The sequence below is a fragment of the Rhodospirillaceae bacterium genome, assembly GCA_018660465.1.
In the GTDB taxonomy this organism is placed as follows: Bacteria; Pseudomonadota; Alphaproteobacteria; order Rhodospirillales; family JABJKH01; genus JABJKH01.
In genome coordinates this window covers 44,254-62,978 of the sequence record JABJKH010000075.1, presented here as the reverse complement: position 1 = coordinate 62,978, position 18,725 = coordinate 44,254, and the positions used below count along the sequence as shown (strand labels likewise).

20 protein-coding genes are annotated in these 18,725 nt (G+C 52.8%); 16 read left to right on the top strand and 4 right to left on the bottom strand.

From position 1 onward, the window contains the following. The first annotated feature begins 2 nt into the window (after positions 1–2). From infB to HOM51_11810, 12 genes are all read left to right on the top strand, one after another. On the top strand, positions 3–2,540 hold the full coding sequence (gene infB, locus HOM51_11865) for a translation initiation factor IF-2 (protein MBT5035202.1): 2,538 nt from the start codon (positions 3–5) through the stop codon (positions 2,538–2,540). A 168-nt stretch (positions 2,541–2,708) separates the two neighbouring features. Next, on the top strand, positions 2,709–3,137 hold the full coding sequence (gene rbfA / locus HOM51_11860; protein ID MBT5035201.1) for a 30S ribosome-binding factor RbfA: 429 nt from the start codon (positions 2,709–2,711) through the stop codon (positions 3,135–3,137). Next, positions 3,127–4,053 (top strand): tRNA pseudouridine(55) synthase TruB, encoded by a 927-nt coding sequence (truB, locus tag HOM51_11855; GenBank protein ID MBT5035200.1) that lies wholly within the window; start codon positions 3,127–3,129, stop codon positions 4,051–4,053. Before rbfA ends, truB begins: the two co-directional genes overlap by 11 nt. Before the next feature lie 15 nt (positions 4,054–4,068). Further along, complete coding sequence (rpsO, locus tag HOM51_11850; GenBank protein MBT5035199.1) at positions 4,069–4,338, top strand: 30S ribosomal protein S15; 270 nt, start codon at positions 4,069–4,071, stop codon at positions 4,336–4,338. Positions 4,339–4,464: 126 nt separating this feature from the next. Beyond that, positions 4,465–6,579 carry a polyribonucleotide nucleotidyltransferase gene (gene pnp / locus HOM51_11845; protein MBT5035198.1) on the top strand — a complete coding sequence of 705 codons (2,115 nt, stop codon included), beginning with the start codon at positions 4,465–4,467 and terminating at the stop codon, positions 6,577–6,579. A 251-nt stretch (positions 6,580–6,830) separates the two neighbouring features. Continuing rightward, positions 6,831–7,352 (top strand): bifunctional 3-hydroxydecanoyl-ACP dehydratase/trans-2-decenoyl-ACP isomerase, encoded by a 522-nt coding sequence (gene fabA / locus HOM51_11840; GenBank protein ID MBT5035197.1) that lies wholly within the window; start codon positions 6,831–6,833, stop codon positions 7,350–7,352. Positions 7,353–7,362: 10 nt separating this feature from the next. Beyond that, positions 7,363–8,586 (top strand): beta-ketoacyl-ACP synthase I, encoded by a 1,224-nt coding sequence (gene fabB, locus HOM51_11835; protein ID MBT5035196.1) that lies wholly within the window; start codon positions 7,363–7,365, stop codon positions 8,584–8,586. A gap of 48 nt (positions 8,587–8,634) precedes the next feature. Continuing rightward, positions 8,635–9,435, top strand: a complete 801-nt coding sequence (locus HOM51_11830; GenBank protein MBT5035195.1) for an SDR family oxidoreductase — start codon at positions 8,635–8,637, stop codon at positions 9,433–9,435. A gap of 81 nt (positions 9,436–9,516) precedes the next feature. Next, positions 9,517–9,957: a transcriptional repressor gene (locus HOM51_11825; protein MBT5035194.1), complete on the top strand. Its 441-nt coding sequence runs from the start codon at positions 9,517–9,519 to the stop codon at positions 9,955–9,957. A gap of 144 nt (positions 9,958–10,101) precedes the next feature. Further along, entirely contained in the window at positions 10,102–10,521 is a 420-nt protein-coding gene (locus HOM51_11820; GenBank protein ID MBT5035193.1) for a rubrerythrin, read from the top strand. A 95-nt stretch (positions 10,522–10,616) separates the two neighbouring features. Then, entirely contained in the window at positions 10,617–11,969 is a 1,353-nt protein-coding gene (locus HOM51_11815) for a glycerol-3-phosphate dehydrogenase (GenBank protein ID MBT5035192.1), read from the top strand. A 3-nt stretch (positions 11,970–11,972) separates the two neighbouring features. Continuing rightward, positions 11,973–12,560, top strand: coding sequence for a DUF3501 family protein (locus tag HOM51_11810; GenBank protein MBT5035191.1), 588 nt, complete (start codon positions 11,973–11,975; stop codon positions 12,558–12,560). 4 nt (positions 12,561–12,564) lie between these two features. Here the strand turns inward: HOM51_11810 and HOM51_11805 are convergent, their stop codons facing one another. Continuing rightward, positions 12,565–13,089 carry a hypothetical protein gene (locus HOM51_11805; protein ID MBT5035190.1) on the bottom strand — a complete coding sequence of 175 codons (525 nt, stop codon included), beginning with the start codon at positions 13,087–13,089 and terminating at the stop codon, positions 12,565–12,567. A gap of 59 nt (positions 13,090–13,148) precedes the next feature. Here HOM51_11805 and HOM51_11800 point away from each other — a divergent pair, with 59 nt between their 5' ends. The 4 genes from HOM51_11800 to HOM51_11785 are packed head-to-tail and all read left to right on the top strand — an operon-like array spanning position 13,149 to position 16,515. Further along, a complete protein-coding gene (locus HOM51_11800) occupies positions 13,149–13,331 on the top strand; it encodes a hypothetical protein (GenBank protein ID MBT5035189.1) in 183 nt (60 codons plus the stop codon). After that, positions 13,301–14,287, top strand: a complete 987-nt coding sequence (locus HOM51_11795) for a D-glycerate dehydrogenase (GenBank protein MBT5035188.1) — start codon at positions 13,301–13,303, stop codon at positions 14,285–14,287. Before HOM51_11800 ends, HOM51_11795 begins: the two co-directional genes overlap by 31 nt. Positions 14,288–14,338: 51 nt before the next feature. Beyond that, positions 14,339–15,733, top strand: a complete 1,395-nt coding sequence (pabB, locus tag HOM51_11790; GenBank protein ID MBT5035187.1) for an aminodeoxychorismate synthase component I — start codon at positions 14,339–14,341, stop codon at positions 15,731–15,733. Next, positions 15,730–16,515 carry a 2-keto-4-methylthiobutyrate aminotransferase gene (locus tag HOM51_11785; GenBank protein ID MBT5035186.1) on the top strand — a complete coding sequence of 262 codons (786 nt, stop codon included), beginning with the start codon at positions 15,730–15,732 and terminating at the stop codon, positions 16,513–16,515. The genes pabB and HOM51_11785 overlap by 4 nt, the downstream gene beginning before the upstream one ends. Here HOM51_11785 and HOM51_11780 read toward each other — a convergent pair. Genes HOM51_11780 through cysK form a run of 3 tightly spaced genes read right to left on the bottom strand, consistent with a single transcriptional unit; the run spans position 16,504 to position 18,714 of the window. Next, positions 16,504–16,953 carry a hypothetical protein gene (locus HOM51_11780; GenBank protein ID MBT5035185.1) on the bottom strand — a complete coding sequence of 150 codons (450 nt, stop codon included), beginning with the start codon at positions 16,951–16,953 and terminating at the stop codon, positions 16,504–16,506. The two genes, HOM51_11785 and HOM51_11780, sit on opposite strands and share 12 nt — an antisense overlap. Beyond that, entirely contained in the window at positions 16,943–17,737 is a 795-nt protein-coding gene (gene moeB / locus HOM51_11775) for a molybdopterin-synthase adenylyltransferase MoeB (GenBank protein MBT5035184.1), read from the bottom strand. Before moeB ends, HOM51_11780 begins: the two co-directional genes overlap by 11 nt. Then, on the bottom strand, positions 17,737–18,714 hold the full coding sequence (gene cysK / locus HOM51_11770) for a cysteine synthase A (protein MBT5035183.1): 978 nt from the start codon (positions 18,712–18,714) through the stop codon (positions 17,737–17,739). The genes moeB and cysK overlap by 1 nt, the downstream gene beginning before the upstream one ends. Positions 18,715–18,725: the final 11 nt, after the last annotated feature.

Here is an 18,725-nt window from a genome sequence, read left to right as displayed (position 1 = left end):
AAATGACAGAGGCCAAAGAACAAGACAAAAAAAAGCCGCTCAGTCTATCGCGGCCGGGAACGCTTGAGCTTAAGAAGACAGTGACAGGCGGAACGGTCCGTCAAAGCTTCTCTCATGGCCGCTCGAAGATGGTTGCTGTTGAGGTGCGGAAAAAACGCAGCTACGCCCAGGATGCCGGCGGCAAGATGACCAAGGTTGAAAAGCCGTTGGAGCCGGAGGTTGAAGAAAAGGTCGAAGTCGAGCCGGAAGTGCCGAGTGAAATCATCGAAGATGCACAAGCCGCGTCCTCGTTGACCACTGACGAAAAGGCGACCCGAGCCAAAGCGTTGAAAGAGGCTAAAATTGCGGCTGAAGAAAATGCCCGCCTGGCCGAAGAATTAGCCGCACGTAAGGCCCTTGAGCCTGATCCCGAACTCGAACCTGATCCCGAGCCGGAGCCAGAGCCAGAATCAGAGCCAGAACCGACTGCTGAGGCGCAACCTGAAATACCGCCACAGCCTGAATCGGAAAAGCCCTCTGCCAAAGGTGCGACGTCTGCGCGGGGACGTAAAGACCATACGGAAGATGAAGACGAGTCTAACCGAGGTCGTAGCCGTACAGCGCGTGCGGAACCACGCCGTGCACCAGGGGGTCGCCGCGGTGAGCCGCGTCGACGTTCTGGCAAGTTGACCATAGATGAGGCGCTTGGCGTTCGTGAAGAGCGGACCCGTAGTCTCGCCTCAGTACGTCGCGCGCGCGAAAAGCAAAAACAAAAATTCCAGCCGACTGAGGGACAAAAAATTATTCGCGACGTGGTCGTTCCAGAAGTTATCACGGTTCAGGAATTGGGCAATCGGATGGCCGAGCGCGGTGTCGATGTGATTAAGACACTGATGAAGTTGGGGGTCATGGCGACGATCAACCAGACCATCGATGCCGATACCGCTGAACTTGTTGTTTCGGAATTCGGTCATAACATGAAACGGGTCAGCGACGCCGATGTGGAAACCGAACTGACGGGCGGGATTGACGACGAAGGCACACTACAACCGCGGGCACCGGTAGTTACCGTTATGGGCCACGTTGATCATGGCAAGACATCGCTTTTGGATGCCCTTCGTAAAACCGATGTAGTGAGTGGCGAAGCGGGCGGTATCACCCAGCATATCGGTGCCTATCAGGTCACCATGTCGAGCGATGCAAAAATTACCTTTATCGACACGCCAGGCCATGCAGCATTTACGGAAATGCGCGCACGTGGGGCCAAGGTGACGGATATCGTGGTTTTGGTTGTCGCTGCGGACGACGGCATTATGCCGCAGACCATTGAAGCGATTGTTCATGCCAAGGCTGCTGAAGTTCCTATTATCGTCGCGATCAATAAAATGGACAGGCCGGACGCAGACGCCAACCGGGTGCGGACCGAACTGCTTCAGCACGAACTTGTGGTCGAGGAAATGGGCGGCGAGATTCTTTCGGTCGAGGTGTCGGCACTGGAAGGCACTAATCTTGACAAGCTTGAAGAAACAATTTTGCTGCAGGCCGAACTTCTTGATCTGAAGGCAAATCCCGACCGGCCCGCCGATGGCGTGGTGGTTGAGGCCAGAACTGAAAGAGGCCGAGGCACGGTCGCCACGGTCTTGGTTCAGCGCGGAACCCTTCGGATCGGTGATATCTTTGTTGCCGGTAGTGAATGGGGCCGGGTTCGCGCAATGCGCGATGCCACAGGCGCATCAGTGGAACAGGCCCTGCCCTCAGTTCCAGTAGAGGTTATCGGGCTTGGTGGCACGCCGGCAGCGGGTGATGAAGTCGCCGTAGTTGAGGAAGAAGGCCGCGCCAGGGAAGTAACGGAATTCCGCAGCCGACGCAGCAAAGATCTGATAGCAACTCAAAGCGCGCGCGGCACCCTGGAAGAAATGTTCGAAAAAATTCAGGATGGCACGGAAGTCCAGAGTTTACCTGTCGTGATCAAAGCAGATGTTCACGGCTCTTCAGAAGCCATTGTGAGTGCGCTGGATCAGCTATCGAATGATGAAGTGAAAGTTCAGGTTCTGCACTCAGGTGTCGGCGGTGTTAACGAATCGGACGTGATCTTGGCGCGTGCATCGGGTGGCCTAATTATCGGCTTTAACGTCCGGGCCAATCCGCAATCACGCGAATTAGCCAAAACCGATAACGTGGAAATTCGGTATTATTCGATCATCTATAATGTAATTGACGACTTGAGGCAGGCTCTTACCGGCATGCTGGCGCCGACCCTTCGCGAAAGTTTTCTGGGCAATGCGGAAATCCGCGAGGTCTTCAACATTTCCAAGGTCGGCAAGATTGCAGGTTGCATGGTAACTGAAGGCATGGTGCGGCGCGGTTCTAAAGTCCGCTTGGTTCGTGACAGCGTGGTCATTCACGAAGGCGACTTATCGCAATTGAAACGCTTCAAGGATGACGCAAAAGAGGTCAAAGAAGGGCTCGATTGCGGCATGGCTTTCGCCAACTATCAAGATATTCAGGTTGGCGACGTTATTGAATGCTTCGATGTGGAAGAAGTGGCCAGGGAATTGTAAAACCAAGAACCGTAAATAGAGAATTACGATAGAAACCGTTTTTGCGAAAACGGACTTTAGCCTTGAGGCCTGAACTATAGAAAACGAATTTATTACGCCCCGCGACATGTGTCGTGCGGCCGGCTTTTACGTTGGCTCACATAATTGTCGGGGCGGTTGGAATTGAACATGAAAAATCGGCCGGCTCGAATGCCCAGTCAACGTCAGCTCCGTATCGGGGAAGAAATTCGCCATGCGGTGGCGCAAATGTTGGAACGAAGAGAGTTTCATGAACCCGCTTTACAAGACGTTTCGGTAACGGTGACCGAGGTTCGTATCAGCCCAGATTTAAAAAATGCCACGGCCTATATTATGCCGTTGGGTGGTGATCAAGCCGCTGAAGTGCTTGAGGCGCTGACGCGTGCGCGTCCCTTTGTTCGGAAACAAGTTGGTAAAACCATGCGTCTTCGACATGTGCCAAACATTTCCTTCGAGATGGACGAGACCTTTGATCAGGCGAGTAAGATTGAAACTCTGCTTAATGATCCCAAGGTTGCCCAGGATTTGGCTGCTGCCGATGAAACCCTCACCGAGGAGTCCGAAGACCATGGGGCGTAAGCGCCGGGGCAAGCCCATACATGGCTGGATGGTGATCGATAAGCCAGGAACGATGTCTTCAAATGCAGTCGTTGGCATGGTGCGTCGGCTTACCGGTGCGGCTAAGGTTGGCCACGGCGGCACTTTGGACCCGCTGGCAACTGGATTGCTCCCCCTTGCCCTGGGCGAAGCGACCAAAACCGTATCCTATGCAATGGACGGTACAAAAGAATACAACTTTACCATCCGCTGGGGCGAACAACGCACAACCGATGATACCGAAGGTGATGTCATAGATACCAGTGACGTCCGCCCTGACGAAAGCGCAATTCGCACGGCATTAAGCGGCTTTATTGGGATGATAGAGCAAGTGCCACCTAAATTTTCCGCGATCAAAGTAAATGGTCAGCGAGCCTATGCGTTGGCGCGGGCGGATCAACCTGTGGAGTTGCAGTCCCGCCAAATCCAAATTGACGCCTTTGATCTCATCGGAATGCCGAATACGGATCATGCAGAATTTAAAGTGGTGTCCGGCAAGGGAGCCTACATGCGTGGTTTAGCGCGAGATTTGGCCTTGGCTGTCGGTACGGTGGGGCATATTGCGGCCCTCAGGCGGACCCGTGTCGGACCATTTACAGAAGAACATGCGATTTCCCTGGAAAAACTAGAATCTCTAGGGCATAGTGCGCCGCTCGTCGATTTCCTACTTCCCGTTCAGACCGCGCTGGCCGACATCCCGGCGCTTGCCTTAACGGAAACGGAAGCCCGACGATTGCAGCAGGGGCAGGCGATTGCAGTCCTGCCCGTGGCCAGCCGGTCGCCATCTGAAAAGGTTAAACAAGGGTCCGTGGTTTGCGCCATGACCGGCGGGAAACCCGTGGCACTGGCATTAATCAAGGGCGGAGAAATCCGTCCACAACGTGTTTTAAACTTGTAAGAATTGGAGTAGACGATGTCGATTACAGCAGAACGTAAGCAGGAACTCATTAAAGAGTATGCTGCAGGCGAGGGCGATACCGGTTCACCGGAAGTCCAGGTCGCAATTCTGAGCGAACGCATTCAGAACCTGACCGAACACTTGAAAACTCACAAGAAAGATAACCATTCCCGCCGGGGTCTCATCATGATGGTGGGACAGCGCCGACGGTTGCTGGATTATCTAAAACGTAAAAAGGTCGAGCGCTACGAGACAATCGTCAGCAGCCTCGGTCTGCGGCGCTAAACGACGCTGCAAAATCAACCCCGGGGCACCCCGGGGCGACGCCACGGATGGCCGTGGCAGTTGTAAGAAGACGCGCTTGACGGGGAATCCGTGGGCGCGTTTGATGGAAGAAAGTATCCAAAAAAAATGTTCAAGGAATTTAGAAAAGAAATCGACTGGGGCGGGCGTAAGCTGGTCCTAGAAAGTGGCAAGATTGCGCGTCAAGCGGACGGTGCGGTCATGGCGACCTACGGCGAAACCAAAGTACTGTGCACAGTTGTTGCGGAAAAAGCACCGCGTCCAGGCTTAGACTTTTTCCCGTTGTCCGTTCACTACCAAGAAAAAACCTACGCTGCGGGTAAAATCCCGGGTGGATTTTTCAAGCGTGAAGGCCGTCCGGGTGAGAAAGAAACCCTGACCTGTCGCCTCATTGACCGCCCCATCCGGCCCTTGTTTGCCAAGGCGTTCCGGAATGAGACTCAGGTCATTTGTACAGTGATGTCTCACGACCAAGAAAATAATCCCGACATTGTTGCGATGATCGGTACGTCGGCAGCGCTAACGATCTCCGGGTTGCCTTTCATGGGCCCGATCGGCGGTTGCCGGGTTGGCTATATTGATGGTGAGTTTGTCCTGAACCCACAGACCGACGAAATGTCATCAAGTGCGCTTGATCTTGTCGTTGCTGGCACAACCGATGGTGTGCTGATGGTTGAATCAGAAGTTCAGGAATTGTCGGAAGAGGTCATGCTGAACGCAGTGATGTTTGGTCACAAGTCGTTCCAGCCGGTTATTCAAGCAATTATCGAATTGGCTGAAGTTTGTGCGAAAGAGCCCCGCCAATTGCCGGAACCTCCCGAAGGCAAACAAGCCGTGGTTGATCGGGTTGCGGCTTTGGCCGAAGACGGTCTGCGCGCAGCCTATGCGGAAAAAGACAAAATGATCCGCCAAGGTAAAGTGTCTGATACTAAAGACAAAGTTAGCGCTGAGATTAACGCCGATGAAAGCTTCGATGCTGAATTGGTGGAGAGCGTCTTCTCCGATGCTTTCAAAGGCGCTGAAAAAAATATTGTCCGTAAGGATATCATTAAGACTGGATTACGCATCGATGGCCGTGACACGAAGACTGTCCGCCCCATCGTTTCCGAAGTCGGAATGTTGCCTCGTACCCACGGCAGTGCGGTGTTCACCCGGGGTGAAACTCAGGCCATCGTTGTTGCCACACTTGGCACCGGACAAGACGAAGCCCGGGTTGATGCACTTGAAGGCGAATACAAAGAACACTTCATGCTGCACTATAATTTTCCGCCGTACTCCGTTGGGGAAGCGGGCCGATTTGGATTTACCTCTCGACGTGAAGTCGGTCATGGTAAGTTAGCGTGGCGGGCCGTTCATCCGCTTTTGCCTGCTAAGGAGGATTTTCCGTACACCATTCGCGTGGTTTCTGAAATCACCGAATCCAACGGTTCCAGCTCAATGGCAACTGTTTGCGGAACGTCTTTGGCGCTGATGGATGCGGGTGTTCCCCTGATCCGTCCGATCGCTGGTATTGCCATGGGTCTGATCAAGGAAGACGACGGCGTTGCCGTGTTGTCTGACATCCTTGGTGATGAAGATCACTTGGGTGATATGGACTTTAAGGTCGCTGGTACGGACCAAGGCATCACGTCTTTGCAGATGGACATCAAGATCACGTCTATTACCGAAGACATCATGAAGGTTGCTTTGGCACAGGCACGGGACGGTCGGTTGCATATCTTGGGTGAGATGGGGAATGCCATTAATTCCTCCCGGGATGACGTCAACAAGCACGCGCCGCGAATCACCACCATGAAGATTAATAAGGACAAGATTCGCGAAGTCATCGGGCCCGGTGGCAAAATGATCCGTGAAATCAGCGAAACAACGGGCGCCAAGATCGACATTGAAGACGATGGTACGGTTAAGGTCGCTGCAGTTGACGAAAGTGCGGCACAAAAAGCTGTTGATTGGATTACCAGCATTACGGCGGAGCCTGAAGTCGGAACGGTTTACACCGGCAAAGTTGTTAAAACCATGGACTTTGGCGCTTTTGTCAATTTCATGGGGCCAAAAGACGGCTTGGTTCACATCAGTGAACTGGCGGCTGAACGCGTTGGTAAAACGACAGACGTGGTCAACGTCGGTGACGAAGTAAAGGTCAAGCTGATCGGCATTGATGATCGTGGCAAAATGAAATTGTCCATGAAAGTCATCGATCAGGAAACTGGTGCTGATATTTAAGTCTAGACCAATTTCTAATTGCTCTTGAAAAAGGGCTGAAATCGTTTGCGGCGGTGTCAGAATTGGCACCGCCGTTTTCATGTCTGACAACATCTTAAAAAAATGGCGAGACGCGGCGCATTCCTTGTGCTAAACCCTTATAAAGGAAGCGGGAACTAAAGTATTGCAGGGTTTCAAAAATGGGTCAGATGAAACATAGTAAGCCGTTGTTTCTTGCGGTTATTGTTAAAAGGGCCTAAATCAGGGTCAGCATGAATTTTACTCAGAAAAACAGCTATTCGTACGAAGACCTCCTTCAATGTGCTCAGGGGCTCTTGTTTGGTCCTGGCAATGCGCAACTGCCGATGCCTCCGATGCTGATGTTTGATCGGATCGTGAGCATTACGTCAGATGGCGGTGCCTATGGCCATGGGCAAATCGTCGCTGAGTTTGACGTCAAGCCAGACCATTGGTTCTTTGAATGTCATTTTAAATCTGATCCGGTCATGCCGGGCTGTCTTGGTTTGGACGCGCTGTGGCAATTGGTCGGATTTTACTTAGGCTGGAGCGAAGCACCAGGACGCGGGCGGGCGCTCGGCGTTGGCGAAGTCAAGTTCACCGGACAGGTCGGGCCTAAGGCAAAATTGATCACCTATTTGATTGATATTAAGCGGGTGGTACGTCGCCAGGTCGCATTGGCTTTTGCCGATGGTACCCTGAAAGTGGATGGAACGCCGGTCTATGAGGCGAAGGGTCTTCGTGTCGGCGTGTTCGAAAACCCTTCAGAGATGTAACGAGGCGAGTATGAGACGGGTTGTCGTTACCGGAATTGGCATTGTTTCCAGCATTGGGAACAACCAAGAAGAAGTTCTCCAGTCCCTTCGCGACGGGCGGTCTGGAATTTCGTTTTCCCAAGAATACAGTGATCTAGGGTTTCGTAGCCATCTTCATGGCGCGCCCAAGGTAGACTTGGACGAGGCTGTCGATCGCAAGCTGCGCCGATTTATGGGCGATGGGGCGGCATATAACTACCTCGCCATGAAAGAGGCAGTCGACGATTCAGGCCTCGCGGAAGACGACATTTCCAATGTCCGGACTGGCATGGTCATGGGCTCTGGCGGGGCTTCAACTTCTAACATCGTTTTAGCGTCGAAAATTCTCGAAGAACGTGGGGCTCGAAAAGTTGGACCATTTATGGTGCCGCGTGCCATGTCGAGCACCAATTCGGCGACGCTATCGACACCGTTCAAGATTAAAGGCATGAGCTATTCAATTTCGTCGGCCTGCGCTACGAGCGCGCACTGCATCGGCAATGCGACGGAAATGATCCAATGGGGCAAGCAAGACGTGATGTTCGCCGGTGGTGGTGAAGAGCTGCATTCGTCGTTGAGTATTTTATTCGATGGCATGGGGGCGCTGTCTTCCAAGTATAATGACACCCCGGAAAAAGCCAGCCGGGCGTTTGATGCCAATCGGGACGGCTTTGTGATATCCGGTGGTGCTGGGGTTGTGGTTCTGGAAGAACTGGAACATGCGCGGGCCCGGGGGGCTAAAATTTATGCAGAAATCCTGGGTTATGGTGCAACATCGGATGGCCACGACATGGTGCAACCGTCGGGCGAAGGTGCCGTGCGTTGTATGAATTTGGCCATGGACGGCGTAGATCAGTCGATCGACTATATTAACACTCACGGGACCAGTACACCGGTTGGCGATACCAAGGAGCTTGAGGTCCTGCGTGAGGTCTTTAGCGACCGCAACCGCATTCCTTATTTCAATTCGACGAAATCCCTGACCGGACATTCGCAAGGTGCTGCCGGCGTTCACGAGACGATTTACACGCTTTTGATGATGCAGAATAATTTCATTTGTGCGTCTGCAAACATCGAAGAATTGGACCCTGCGGCAGAAGATATGCCGATCGCGCGGGAACGCATGGATGACGCGCAAATGAATTGCGTCATGTCTAATAGTTTCGGTTTTGGCGGCACCAATGCCTGCTTGGTCTTTGGGCGTCCGGATGCCTGAAGACCGGTTGCGTGTATTCCTTATTCCTCAAGTTCTGTTGATGCACAGATGACTGATTCAACACAATTAATGGCGGGTAAACGGGGCCTCATTATGGGCGTTGCCAATGATCATTCCATTGCTTGGGGGATCGCCCGTACGTTGCACGAACACGGCGCGGAATTGGCCTTTACGTACCAAGGCCCGGCCCTTGAAAAGCGCGTTCGCCCGTTGGCCGAATCGGTTGGGTCTTCTCATATTTTGCCCTGTGATGTGACGGAAGAAGACAGTGTGAGCGGTGTCTTTAACGCCTTAGAAGGGGCTTGGGGTGGTTTGGACTTTGTCGTTCATGCAGTGGCCTATTCCAACAAAGAGGAACTCAAGGGTCATTACGTTGACACGACGCGGGAAAATTTTCTCCAGACGCTCGATATTTCGTGTTTTTCGTTCACTTCGGTTGCGCAGCATGCGGTTCCTCTGATGAAGAATGGCGGTAGTCTCATTACTCTTACTTTCTCTGGCGCGGAGCGGGTGATGCCCAGCTACAACGTTATGGGCGTGGCCAAAGCGGCGTTGGAGGCAAGTGTGCGCTATCTTGCCGCAGATTTGGGGCCAGACAATATTCGGGTCAATGCGATTTCAGCCGGACCCATGCGGACCTTGGCGGGCAGCGCCATCGATTCTGCGCGAGATGTTCTTAAATGGAATCAAAAATACTCACCGCTTAAGCGTAGTGTCACCCAAGACGACGTCGGCGGTGCCGCACTATATCTGCTGAGCGGATTGTCGGCAGGCGTCACCGGCGAAGTCCATCATGTGGACAGTGGATATAACGTGATTGGCGTGCCGAACCTACTTCTCCGAGATTAAATCAATAATTATTGTAATTTCCGGTATAAACTCCTTTATTCCATAGAAAGTTTATGGGTATATAAGTGTGGCTCACCGGCAATTCGGAAAGAGCATAGACAAGGAGTCGTAGAAGTGCGTCCATATAGTCAAGTTCTAGGGCGGTTACGCGCCATTGGACTTCGTCCGACACGGCAGCGTTTAGCCTTGGCGAAGTTATTGTTTGAGGGGGAGGAGCGGCACGTCACTGCTGAGATTCTCCATTCGGAAGCCGTCGAAGCAGGGATCAAAGTATCATTGGCAACGGTTTATAACACTCTGCATCAGTTCACCACGGTGGGGCTTTTGCACGAAATTGCCGTTGATTCATCTCGGTCATACTTTGATACGAATACTTCTGAGCACCACCATTTTTATAATGAGGAAAGTGGCGACCTAGAGGATATTCCGGGGGACCAAATTCAGATTGCTCAATTGCCGACAGCGCCAGGCGGTTCAAAGATCGAACGCGTGGACATTGTGATTCGACTTTCTCCTCAATAAGTACATTGAATTCAACTGGTTATATGGTAGTTTAGAATGAATAAATTGCCGTTGACATCTGCTGCTTGCTCGACCATATTGAGCCGAAGTTCTTGCGCCTTTTATTAGATTTTCAAATAACCGTTCATGTGAGGGAGAAAAGACATGCCAGCTCTTAAAGGTTCCGATACGGAATCCAACTTGAAGGCCGCGTTCGCCGGCGAATCACAAGCCAATCGCCGTTACCTATATTTTGCCCAAAAGGCTGATATCGAAGGCTACAACGATATTTCCACCGTCTTCCGGTCCACCGCCGAAGGCGAGACCGGCCATGCTCATGGACACTTGGAATACTTGGAAGAAACCGGTGATCCAGCAACGGGTCTGGCCATTGGTACCACGTCCGATAACCTAAAGGCAGCGGTTGCAGGTGAAACCCACGAGTACACTGATATGTACCCTGGAATGGCGAAGACCGCTCGCGACGAAGGTTTTGACGAAATCGCTGATTGGTTTGAAACTCTGGCTAAGGCGGAAAAGTCCCATGCTGGTCGTTTCCAAAAGGCTCTCGACACCATGGACTGATTTTCGGCCCATGTTGAAAGATTTTAGGGGGGCATAGCGCCCCCCTTTTCGTTAATACCCAATTAAATAGAACCATTCTAAGGTTGGAGACTAAGATGCGCGAAGGCAGTTTGGAGGCTCCCACACGCCACCCGATTCCCTGGCAAACAGAAGAATTTTTTGATCCATCGAAGCTTGATGAAGAACTTCGCCGCGTCTTTGATATCTGTCACGGGTGTCGGCGGTGTTTTAACCTTTGCGACAGCTTCCCTCGTTTGTTTGACCTCATTGATGAATCAGAAACGGGGGAATTAGATTCTGTTAAAAGCCAGAATTTTAAGCCCGTCGTTGATGCTTGCACCCTTTGCGACATGTGCTTTTTGACGAAATGCCCTTACGTGCCGCCCCACGAATTCAATTTGGATTTCCCACATCTGATGCTCCGCTACCGGGCAATGGAGGCCAGACAAGGAAGGGTTGGATTTGTCGAGCGGCAATTGACCAAGACGGATCGTAACGGCCGACTTGCTGGGGCAGTAGCACCTCTGGTCAACTGGGCAGGAAAGTGTGGAAATTCGTTGACCCGCCCTCTCATGGAAGCGGGCCTTGGCATTCACAAAGAAGCAGCCCTGCCTGAATTTCAGGGCGAGACCTTTGTTAAGCGTGCCGCCAAACCATTGGAAATAAATCGCAGCGCACCCGGGTTTGGCCGCAAGGCAGTGCTTTATGCGACCTGCTTTGGTAATTACAACAGCCCTGAGATTGGTGTGGCGGCGCGGGAGGTGCTCGCAAAAAACGGCGTTGAGACTGAAGTCGTCTATCCCGGATGTTGCGGTATGCCTCAACTGGAACAAGGCGACATTGCGGGCGTGGCCGACAACGCACGCCAAGTTGCAGCAGAGCTAACCCCTTGGATTAAAAAGGGTTATGACATTATCTCGCTGGTGCCGTCCTGCACCTTAATGCTGAAATTTGAGTGGCCCCTGATCGTTCCCAACGATGAAGCCCTGACCGAGCTCAGCCAAGCAACGTTTGATGTCAGCGAATATATCATCGACATTTCTAAGAACGAGGGACTTGCCGACGGGCTTTCAGCGCTTAAGGGCGGTGTCGCAGTTCATATTGCCTGTCATGCCCGGGCTCAGAACATGGGCCAGAAAGCGGCGGAACTTTTACGCCTGCTGCCGGATACTGAGATTAATGTGATCGAGAGATGTTCTGGCCATGGCGGGTCCTGGGGAATCATGAAAGACAATTTTGAGGTCGCCCTGAAAGTTGGAAAGCCAGTTGCCAGGCAGGCGGCAGCTAAGGACCCGAGTTTCGTAGTGTCCGAATGCCCGCTTGCCCGGGATCACATTATTCAGGGCATGGAGGGTTTGGCTGAAGACGGGGCAGAGGTAAAAGTCGATACTACCAAACACCCCATCGAACTTATTGCCAAAGCCTACGGCCTAACTTCTGGAGAATAGACGATGGCAAAGCGCCAACTGACCCGAGCCGATATCATGCCGATGGAGGCCTATATCCCGGAACGCAAAGAACGTCGTCGCGCGCTGACTGAGCGCAAGCGAGATCGGCGGATTGCCGTTGGCCCTGACGTCACCTTCTATTTTGAAAACTACGACACCATGTGGCATCAAGTGCATGAGATGTTGTACATCGAAAAGGGTGGAGAAGATCAGATTAAAGACGAGCTAATGGCCTATAACCCTTTGATTCCACAGGGAAATGAACTTGTCGCAACGATGATGTTTGAAATAGATGACCCGGATCGACGCAACCGGGAATTAGGCCGATTGGGTGGCGTTGAAGATACCATCACAATTCGAATTGGCGGCGACGTTGTGACGGCGGTATCCGAAACCGAGGTAGAACGGACGACGGATGCAGGAAAGACTTCATCAATCCATTTCTTACATTTTCCGTTCACCGCAGCCCAAATCAAACAATTCCGTGATCCGGAAACAGAAGTCATTTTGTCAATTGGCCACACCCACTATGGTCACATGGCGGTGATTTCTGGCACGGCACGCACGACCTTGGCAGATGATTTCGAATAATCAGCTATTTTAAAATTTCGTTGCGGTGAACACCCCAAAATTCAACCCGCCGCAGCCATCCTTTAAAGCCGTCAATTTCCACTCGGCACCAGCCATCGGCGCCTGGGCAGGATACAAGTTTTCCAATGACCATGGCTTCTATTCGGGCGAGTGACGGGCTTTTGGCGTCGGCTTTGGTGCGAAGGGTACGGACGCTGCCAGGGTTTCCGGTCACAATTATTGTCCGTTTGCCGGCCACCATGCTTTGGTGAATCCAGCCCTGGGTCCCTTGCCAGTCGCGAATTTTTCGCCACGTCTTGTATTCGGCGATGATCTCTACCGGCAAGTTTTGGCGTCTAAATATCCATTCGATCGGGTGCCGCACGTCAGGCCCAGTACGCAGATTGACCTCATTTGCCCGCAAGCTAACGAACCGAGGGAGGGGTAGACCTGTACCTTCGGGCGCTGCCAAGGTGGGCCCGGGTTTCGCCACCCCAAAGCCAGCACTTAGAAGCAAAATCGCCAAAAATTTGACCAAAAAATATTTCATACGCAGGGTCCGAAGCGACAGTTCACGGTTGAAGACTACCTTTATCCCAGGACTTGCCCATGGGCAACGGCGAAGAGGGAATGTATTACATTCGCCATGGGGCGTTGGTCGCCCTCGCCACAGGGCGCTGGACAAAATCCCGCCATATTGGTAATTCACGGGCGGTGTTTTTGCACCAGCCGATGATATTGGCCTACCGAAGAGGATGTGAATGGCCCACCGAAAACCCTTGGTCGTCGTGACGCGAAAGCTGCCAGACGGGATCGAAACCCGGATGATGGAGCTGTTCGACGTTCGCCTGAATTTGGACGACAAACCGATGACCCAGGATCAACTGATCGAAGCGGTCAAAGAAGCTGATGTTTTGGTGCCGACCCTCAATGATGTCATCGACGCTGATGTCTTAAGCCATGCTGGTGAAAACCTTGGTTTAGTTGCGAATTACGGCACCGGGGTCGATCACATTGATTTGCCGATGGCCAAGGAAAAGGGCGTGTTCGTTTCCAATACGCCGGATGTCCTTACCGAAGATACAGCCGACATGACCATGGCGCTGATCCTTGCTGTACCGCGGCGTTTATCGGAAGCCGAGCGCCTTGTTCGCGCGGGCAAATGGACCGGCTGGACCCCAACCTTGATGCAAGGCCACCGCATCTATGGCAAGCGACTGGGTATTGTCGGCATGGGTCGGATTGGCCAAGCCGTCGCCCGTCGCGCACGTGGCTTCGGTCTTTCAGTCCATTATCACAATCGCAATCCTGTACATCCCGAGATCGAGGAAGAACTAGAAGCCACCTATTGGGAGAGCCTGGACCAGATGCTGGCTCGAATGGATATCATTTCTCTCAATTGCCCGCATACGCCGGCGACATATCATCTAATGTCGGCTCGGCGGCTAAAATTGCTCCAGTCACACGCTTATGTCGTTAATACATCTAGAGGCGAAGTCATTAACGAAAACGCCCTGACCAACATGCTGCGTGCTGGGGAACTAGCGGGTGCTGGTCTGGATGTTTATGAAAACGAGCCCGAAATTAACGAAAAACTTTTGGAACTGGAAAATGTCGTCCTGTTGCCGCATATGAGTTCCGCCACCATTGAGGGGCGCATGGCCATGGGCGAACGGGTTCTGATCAACATTAAGAATTATATCGACGGCCACAGCCCGCCTGATCGGGTTCTGGTGGATAGCTTTTAGCGATACACTCGGCTGCCGGGCTTCTCGTATACGCTCGTTCGAGGAAACTTCATGCGCGCGATAACAGCGTCTCTTCATGTTCTTGAAATTCCCTTTACCGATCCGCTGCGGGCATTCCGGCCGTTTGCCGACGACCCCGTCGTGGCATTTTTCGACAGTGCGACCGAAGCCGGGGGCCAGGGCCGATATAGCTATATCGCGATTGATCCCTTTCGGGTTTTGCGAACGGAACTTTTAGAGAACACCAACCCGTTCGATGCCTTGGACGTAGAATTATCGAAATACAATCTCCCTCGCCATCCAAACTTGCCCCCCTTTCAAACGGGTGCCGCCGGCGTTTTGAGTTATGAGGCCGGTCGCCACCTGGAAAAATTGCCTGCACCCAAATCCCAAGGGCAGGATTTTCCGGAGATGGTCATTGGTCTCTATGACACTGTCGCCGCGTTTGACATGAAAGAGCAGAAGGCGTGGGTGTTGGCCAGTGACGTTGCTGACGGTGACGTTAATTTGCCAAAAAGATTACCGCCAGAAACTCGGGCCAAACACATGGCGCAAAAAATTGCTACCGCGCCTGAATTGAATGACCCAGATTGGGCATCGTCAGGAAGCTGGCAACCTGAAGTTGGCCGCGAAGACTACGAAGCGGCCCTTGGCCAAGTGATAGAGTACATTCACGCGGGCGATATTTTTCAGGCCAATCTGACCCAACGTTTTTTAGGAACCCTGCCAGAAAATCTTACGGCTTTTATGTTGTATCAGCGTCTTCGCGATTTGAGCCCAGCGCCGTTCGCAGCCTACCTATCTTGTGGTCCGGATGAAGCCGTATTGTCTGCATCGCCCGAACTGTTTTTGTCGCTTGATGATGCGGGTCAAGTTGCCACACGACCGATCAAAGGAACCCGCCCCCGGGGTGCGACCGAAGCCGAAGATGCGGTTCTTAAGGGTGTGCTGCAAAACAGCGAAAAAGACCGCGCGGAAAATTTAATGATCGTTGATCTGTTGAGAAATGATCTTTCTCGGGTTTGTGACGTGGGCTCTGTTCGTGTTGGCCATCTCTATAGCCTGGAAACTTTTGCGACGGTGCATCATTTGGTTTCTGAAATTAAGGGCCGATTACAGGTTGGGCTCGGACCTGTTGATTTATTACGCGCAACTTTCCCAGGTGGATCAATCACTGGCGCGCCAAAAATCCGCGCCATGGAAATTATCAACGAATTGGAACCAGCCCACCGTGGCCCCTATTGCGGCACAATTGTTCGAATAGGCTTCGATGGCTCCATGGACTCCAGCATCGTAATCCGCACCTTGACGGTAAAAGACAATACCGTCGTTGCCCAGGCAGGCGGTGGCGTCGTTGCGGATTCCAGCCCGGCGGCAGAGTATGAAGAATCCTTGACGAAGGTCGCGCCTTTATTGCGGGCGCTTGATCCTTTGGCCCGGCCATGAAGGTCTATCTGAACGGCACATTGGTGGACCGGGACGACGCTCGCATTGACCCCATGGACCGAGGGCTACTTTTGGCAGATGGCCTGTTTGAAACCATCCGAATAGAAGACGGTGACCCGACCCGCTTGGATCGTCATCTTCATCGGCTCAACCATGGGTGCGACGTGTTGGGGATGAACTTCCCCCAAGCTTTAAAGCCAGCCATAGCCGAAACCATCTCGGCGAACAAAGTAGCTAACGGTGTCCTCCGTCTGACCGTGACTCGAGGCCCCGGACCTCGGGGTGTGTTGCCACCGAAAGAGGCTAAGCAAACGGTGATGATTTCAGTGACGCCAAGCGATATTCGCACAGCCGAGCCAGTGAAAGCCATAATTGCCCAAATCACCCGGCGGAACGAATTATCGCCTCTCGCCCAATGCAAAAGTTTGAACTATCTAGATAACATCGTCGCGCGGCGAGAAGCGGCTGACCGTGGAACGGACGAAGCCTTGTTGCTGAACACGGTGGGGAGCTTAGCCGAAGCAACGGCGGCAAATTTGTTTGTGGTGATTGACGGTACGCTGCTAACGCCGCCGACTTCAGATGGTGCATTGCCAGGGGTCATGCGGGAAGAAATATTACCCGATGCTGAGGAACGGACCCTGGGACCCGATGATTTGGCCCGTGCAAGTGAGGCGTTTCTGACAAATAGTCTTGGTGTGCGGCCGCTGGTAACTGTTGATGGCAATCCTATTGGTGATGGTCTGCCAGGACCGGTGACGAAAAAATATTTAAATAAATAAAATCGAGCCGTCCTTGGACGCGTCATTTAGGAAGGTCACCACGCCGCCCTCTTCAAACGGCACGTCGTCTCTAAGGTCTGCTCGGGTTAGACCTTCTGCGCGCAAGCCCATTTCGCAGACCATAAACTTAACACCCATGTCCACGCAGGCGCTCAAAAGTTCTTCAAACGCGCCGACGCCGAGACCCTTAAATTGATCGTCCCGCGCACCACCATTTCCCCCTCCACCTTGGTTGCTCAATTCCATTTCACGCCACGGATACGCTCCCCTTTCGTCTTTTTTAAGCAGCGCGTGGCAGGCACCCATGGTGAAAAACAATGTTGTCTCTCGGTTGCTGGCCTGTGCTCCACTGGCCATGACCAAGGCGTAATGGACCTTGTCGAATTCGCCTGAAAACACGACCAAGGAAAGTTTATCAGGCCCGAGTTTAGTGCTCATGGATTGATAAATCCGTGATTGAAGGAGCCTCGCCACAAAGCGGGCAGCCGGGGTCTGGGCGCACTTTGATTTTCCGGAACGTGGTGCCCAAGCCTTCGTAAATCACCAACGACCCCGACAGGCTATCGCCAATGTGCAGAATTTCTTTGATCACTTCTGTCGCCTGCAGGGACCCGACCATGCCACAAAGCGCGCCGAGCACACCGGCTTCGGCACAGGTCGGAATTTGCCCGTCCGGCGGTGGCTCGCGGTAGAGACAGCGGTAACAAGGATGCGCGCCGTCTTCATGGGCCTTAAACGTGGAGACCTGTCCATCAAAGCGCAAAATAGCGGCCGAGACCAAGGGCCGCTTGGCAAAATAGCAGGCGTCGTTGATCAAAAACCGAGTGGCAAAATTATCCGTGCCATCGGCGACGATATCATAAGCGCTGATCAATTCCATGGCGTTCGCAGTGGTCAATCGTTCGGTGTGACGGACCAAGGTCACTTCAGGATTGATGGCGGCGAGAGTCTCGGCAGCGCTGTCTACTTTGGGCCGTCCGACCGAAGGCGTGGTGTGAACAATTTGCCGCTGCAAGTTACTGAGATCAACCGCGTCGTCATCAACCAAGCCAATGGTGCCAACACCAGCGGCGGCAAGATATAGCAATAAAGGTGAGCCCAAGCCGCCGGCACCAACGACCAAGACCTTCGCCGCCATAAGCTGTGCTTGGCCTTCGCCACCAACTTCTGGAAGCAAGATGTGACGGGCATAGCGTTGAATTTGGGCTTCGTTGAAGTCCATCACTCCAGGCCTAGGCCCTCGAACAAAGGCGTCGACAAATAGCGCTCGGCAAATGACGGCAGAATAACGACGATCATTTTCCCAGCCATGTCGTCCCGTTCACCCAATTCCAGGGCTGCCGCGAGTGCCGCACCTGATGAAATGCCAACCGGCAATCCTTCCAACAGCGCAACCTTTCGGGCCATCGCAAAAGCGGTTTCATTGCCGATCTTGAGAATTTCATCGATCAGGTCGGTTTCCATATTCCCTGGGATAAAACCCGCGCCTATGCCCTGAATTTTATGAGGGCCAGGGACACCACCAGAAAGGATCGGGCTGTCTTCTGGTTCAATAGCAATCATCTTCAGTTCCGGCTTCCGTTCTTTTAGGACCGAACCGGTGCCGGTAAATGTCCCCCCCGTACCAACGCCGCTGACAATCGCATCAACTTTACCGTCCGAATCCCGCCAAATCTCTTCGGCCGTAGTTTGGCGGTGAATTTCTGGGTTGGCGGGATTATTAAATTGTTGCGGCATGATTGAATTTGGCGTGGCTTTCAAAATCTCCTCCGCCTTTTCAATTGCGCCGCGCATGCCTTTGGCGGCAGGTGTCAATTCAATTTTTGCACCGAGCAAGAGCAGCATTTTCCGGCGCTCCATAGACATGCTTTCCGGCATGGTTAGGATCAAATTATAGCCCTTGGCGGCACAGACGAAGGCCAGGGCAATGCCTGTATTGCCAGATGTGGGCTCGACGATGGTTGCGTTGGGGCCCAATTCACCGCGTGTTTCAGCGGCCTCAATCATGGCCAAACCGATGCGATCTTTGACCGAGGAAAGTGGATTAAAGAATTCACATTTTGCAACGATGTCTGCTTTCGAGCCCGCATCCTCCATCAGTCGGCTAAGACGGATTAACGGGGTTGCCCCAATCGTTTCCGTGATATCGCCATAAATGCGACCTCTAAATTCTCCATTAGCGCCGTCGTTCGAAGCCATTGTTAGAAACC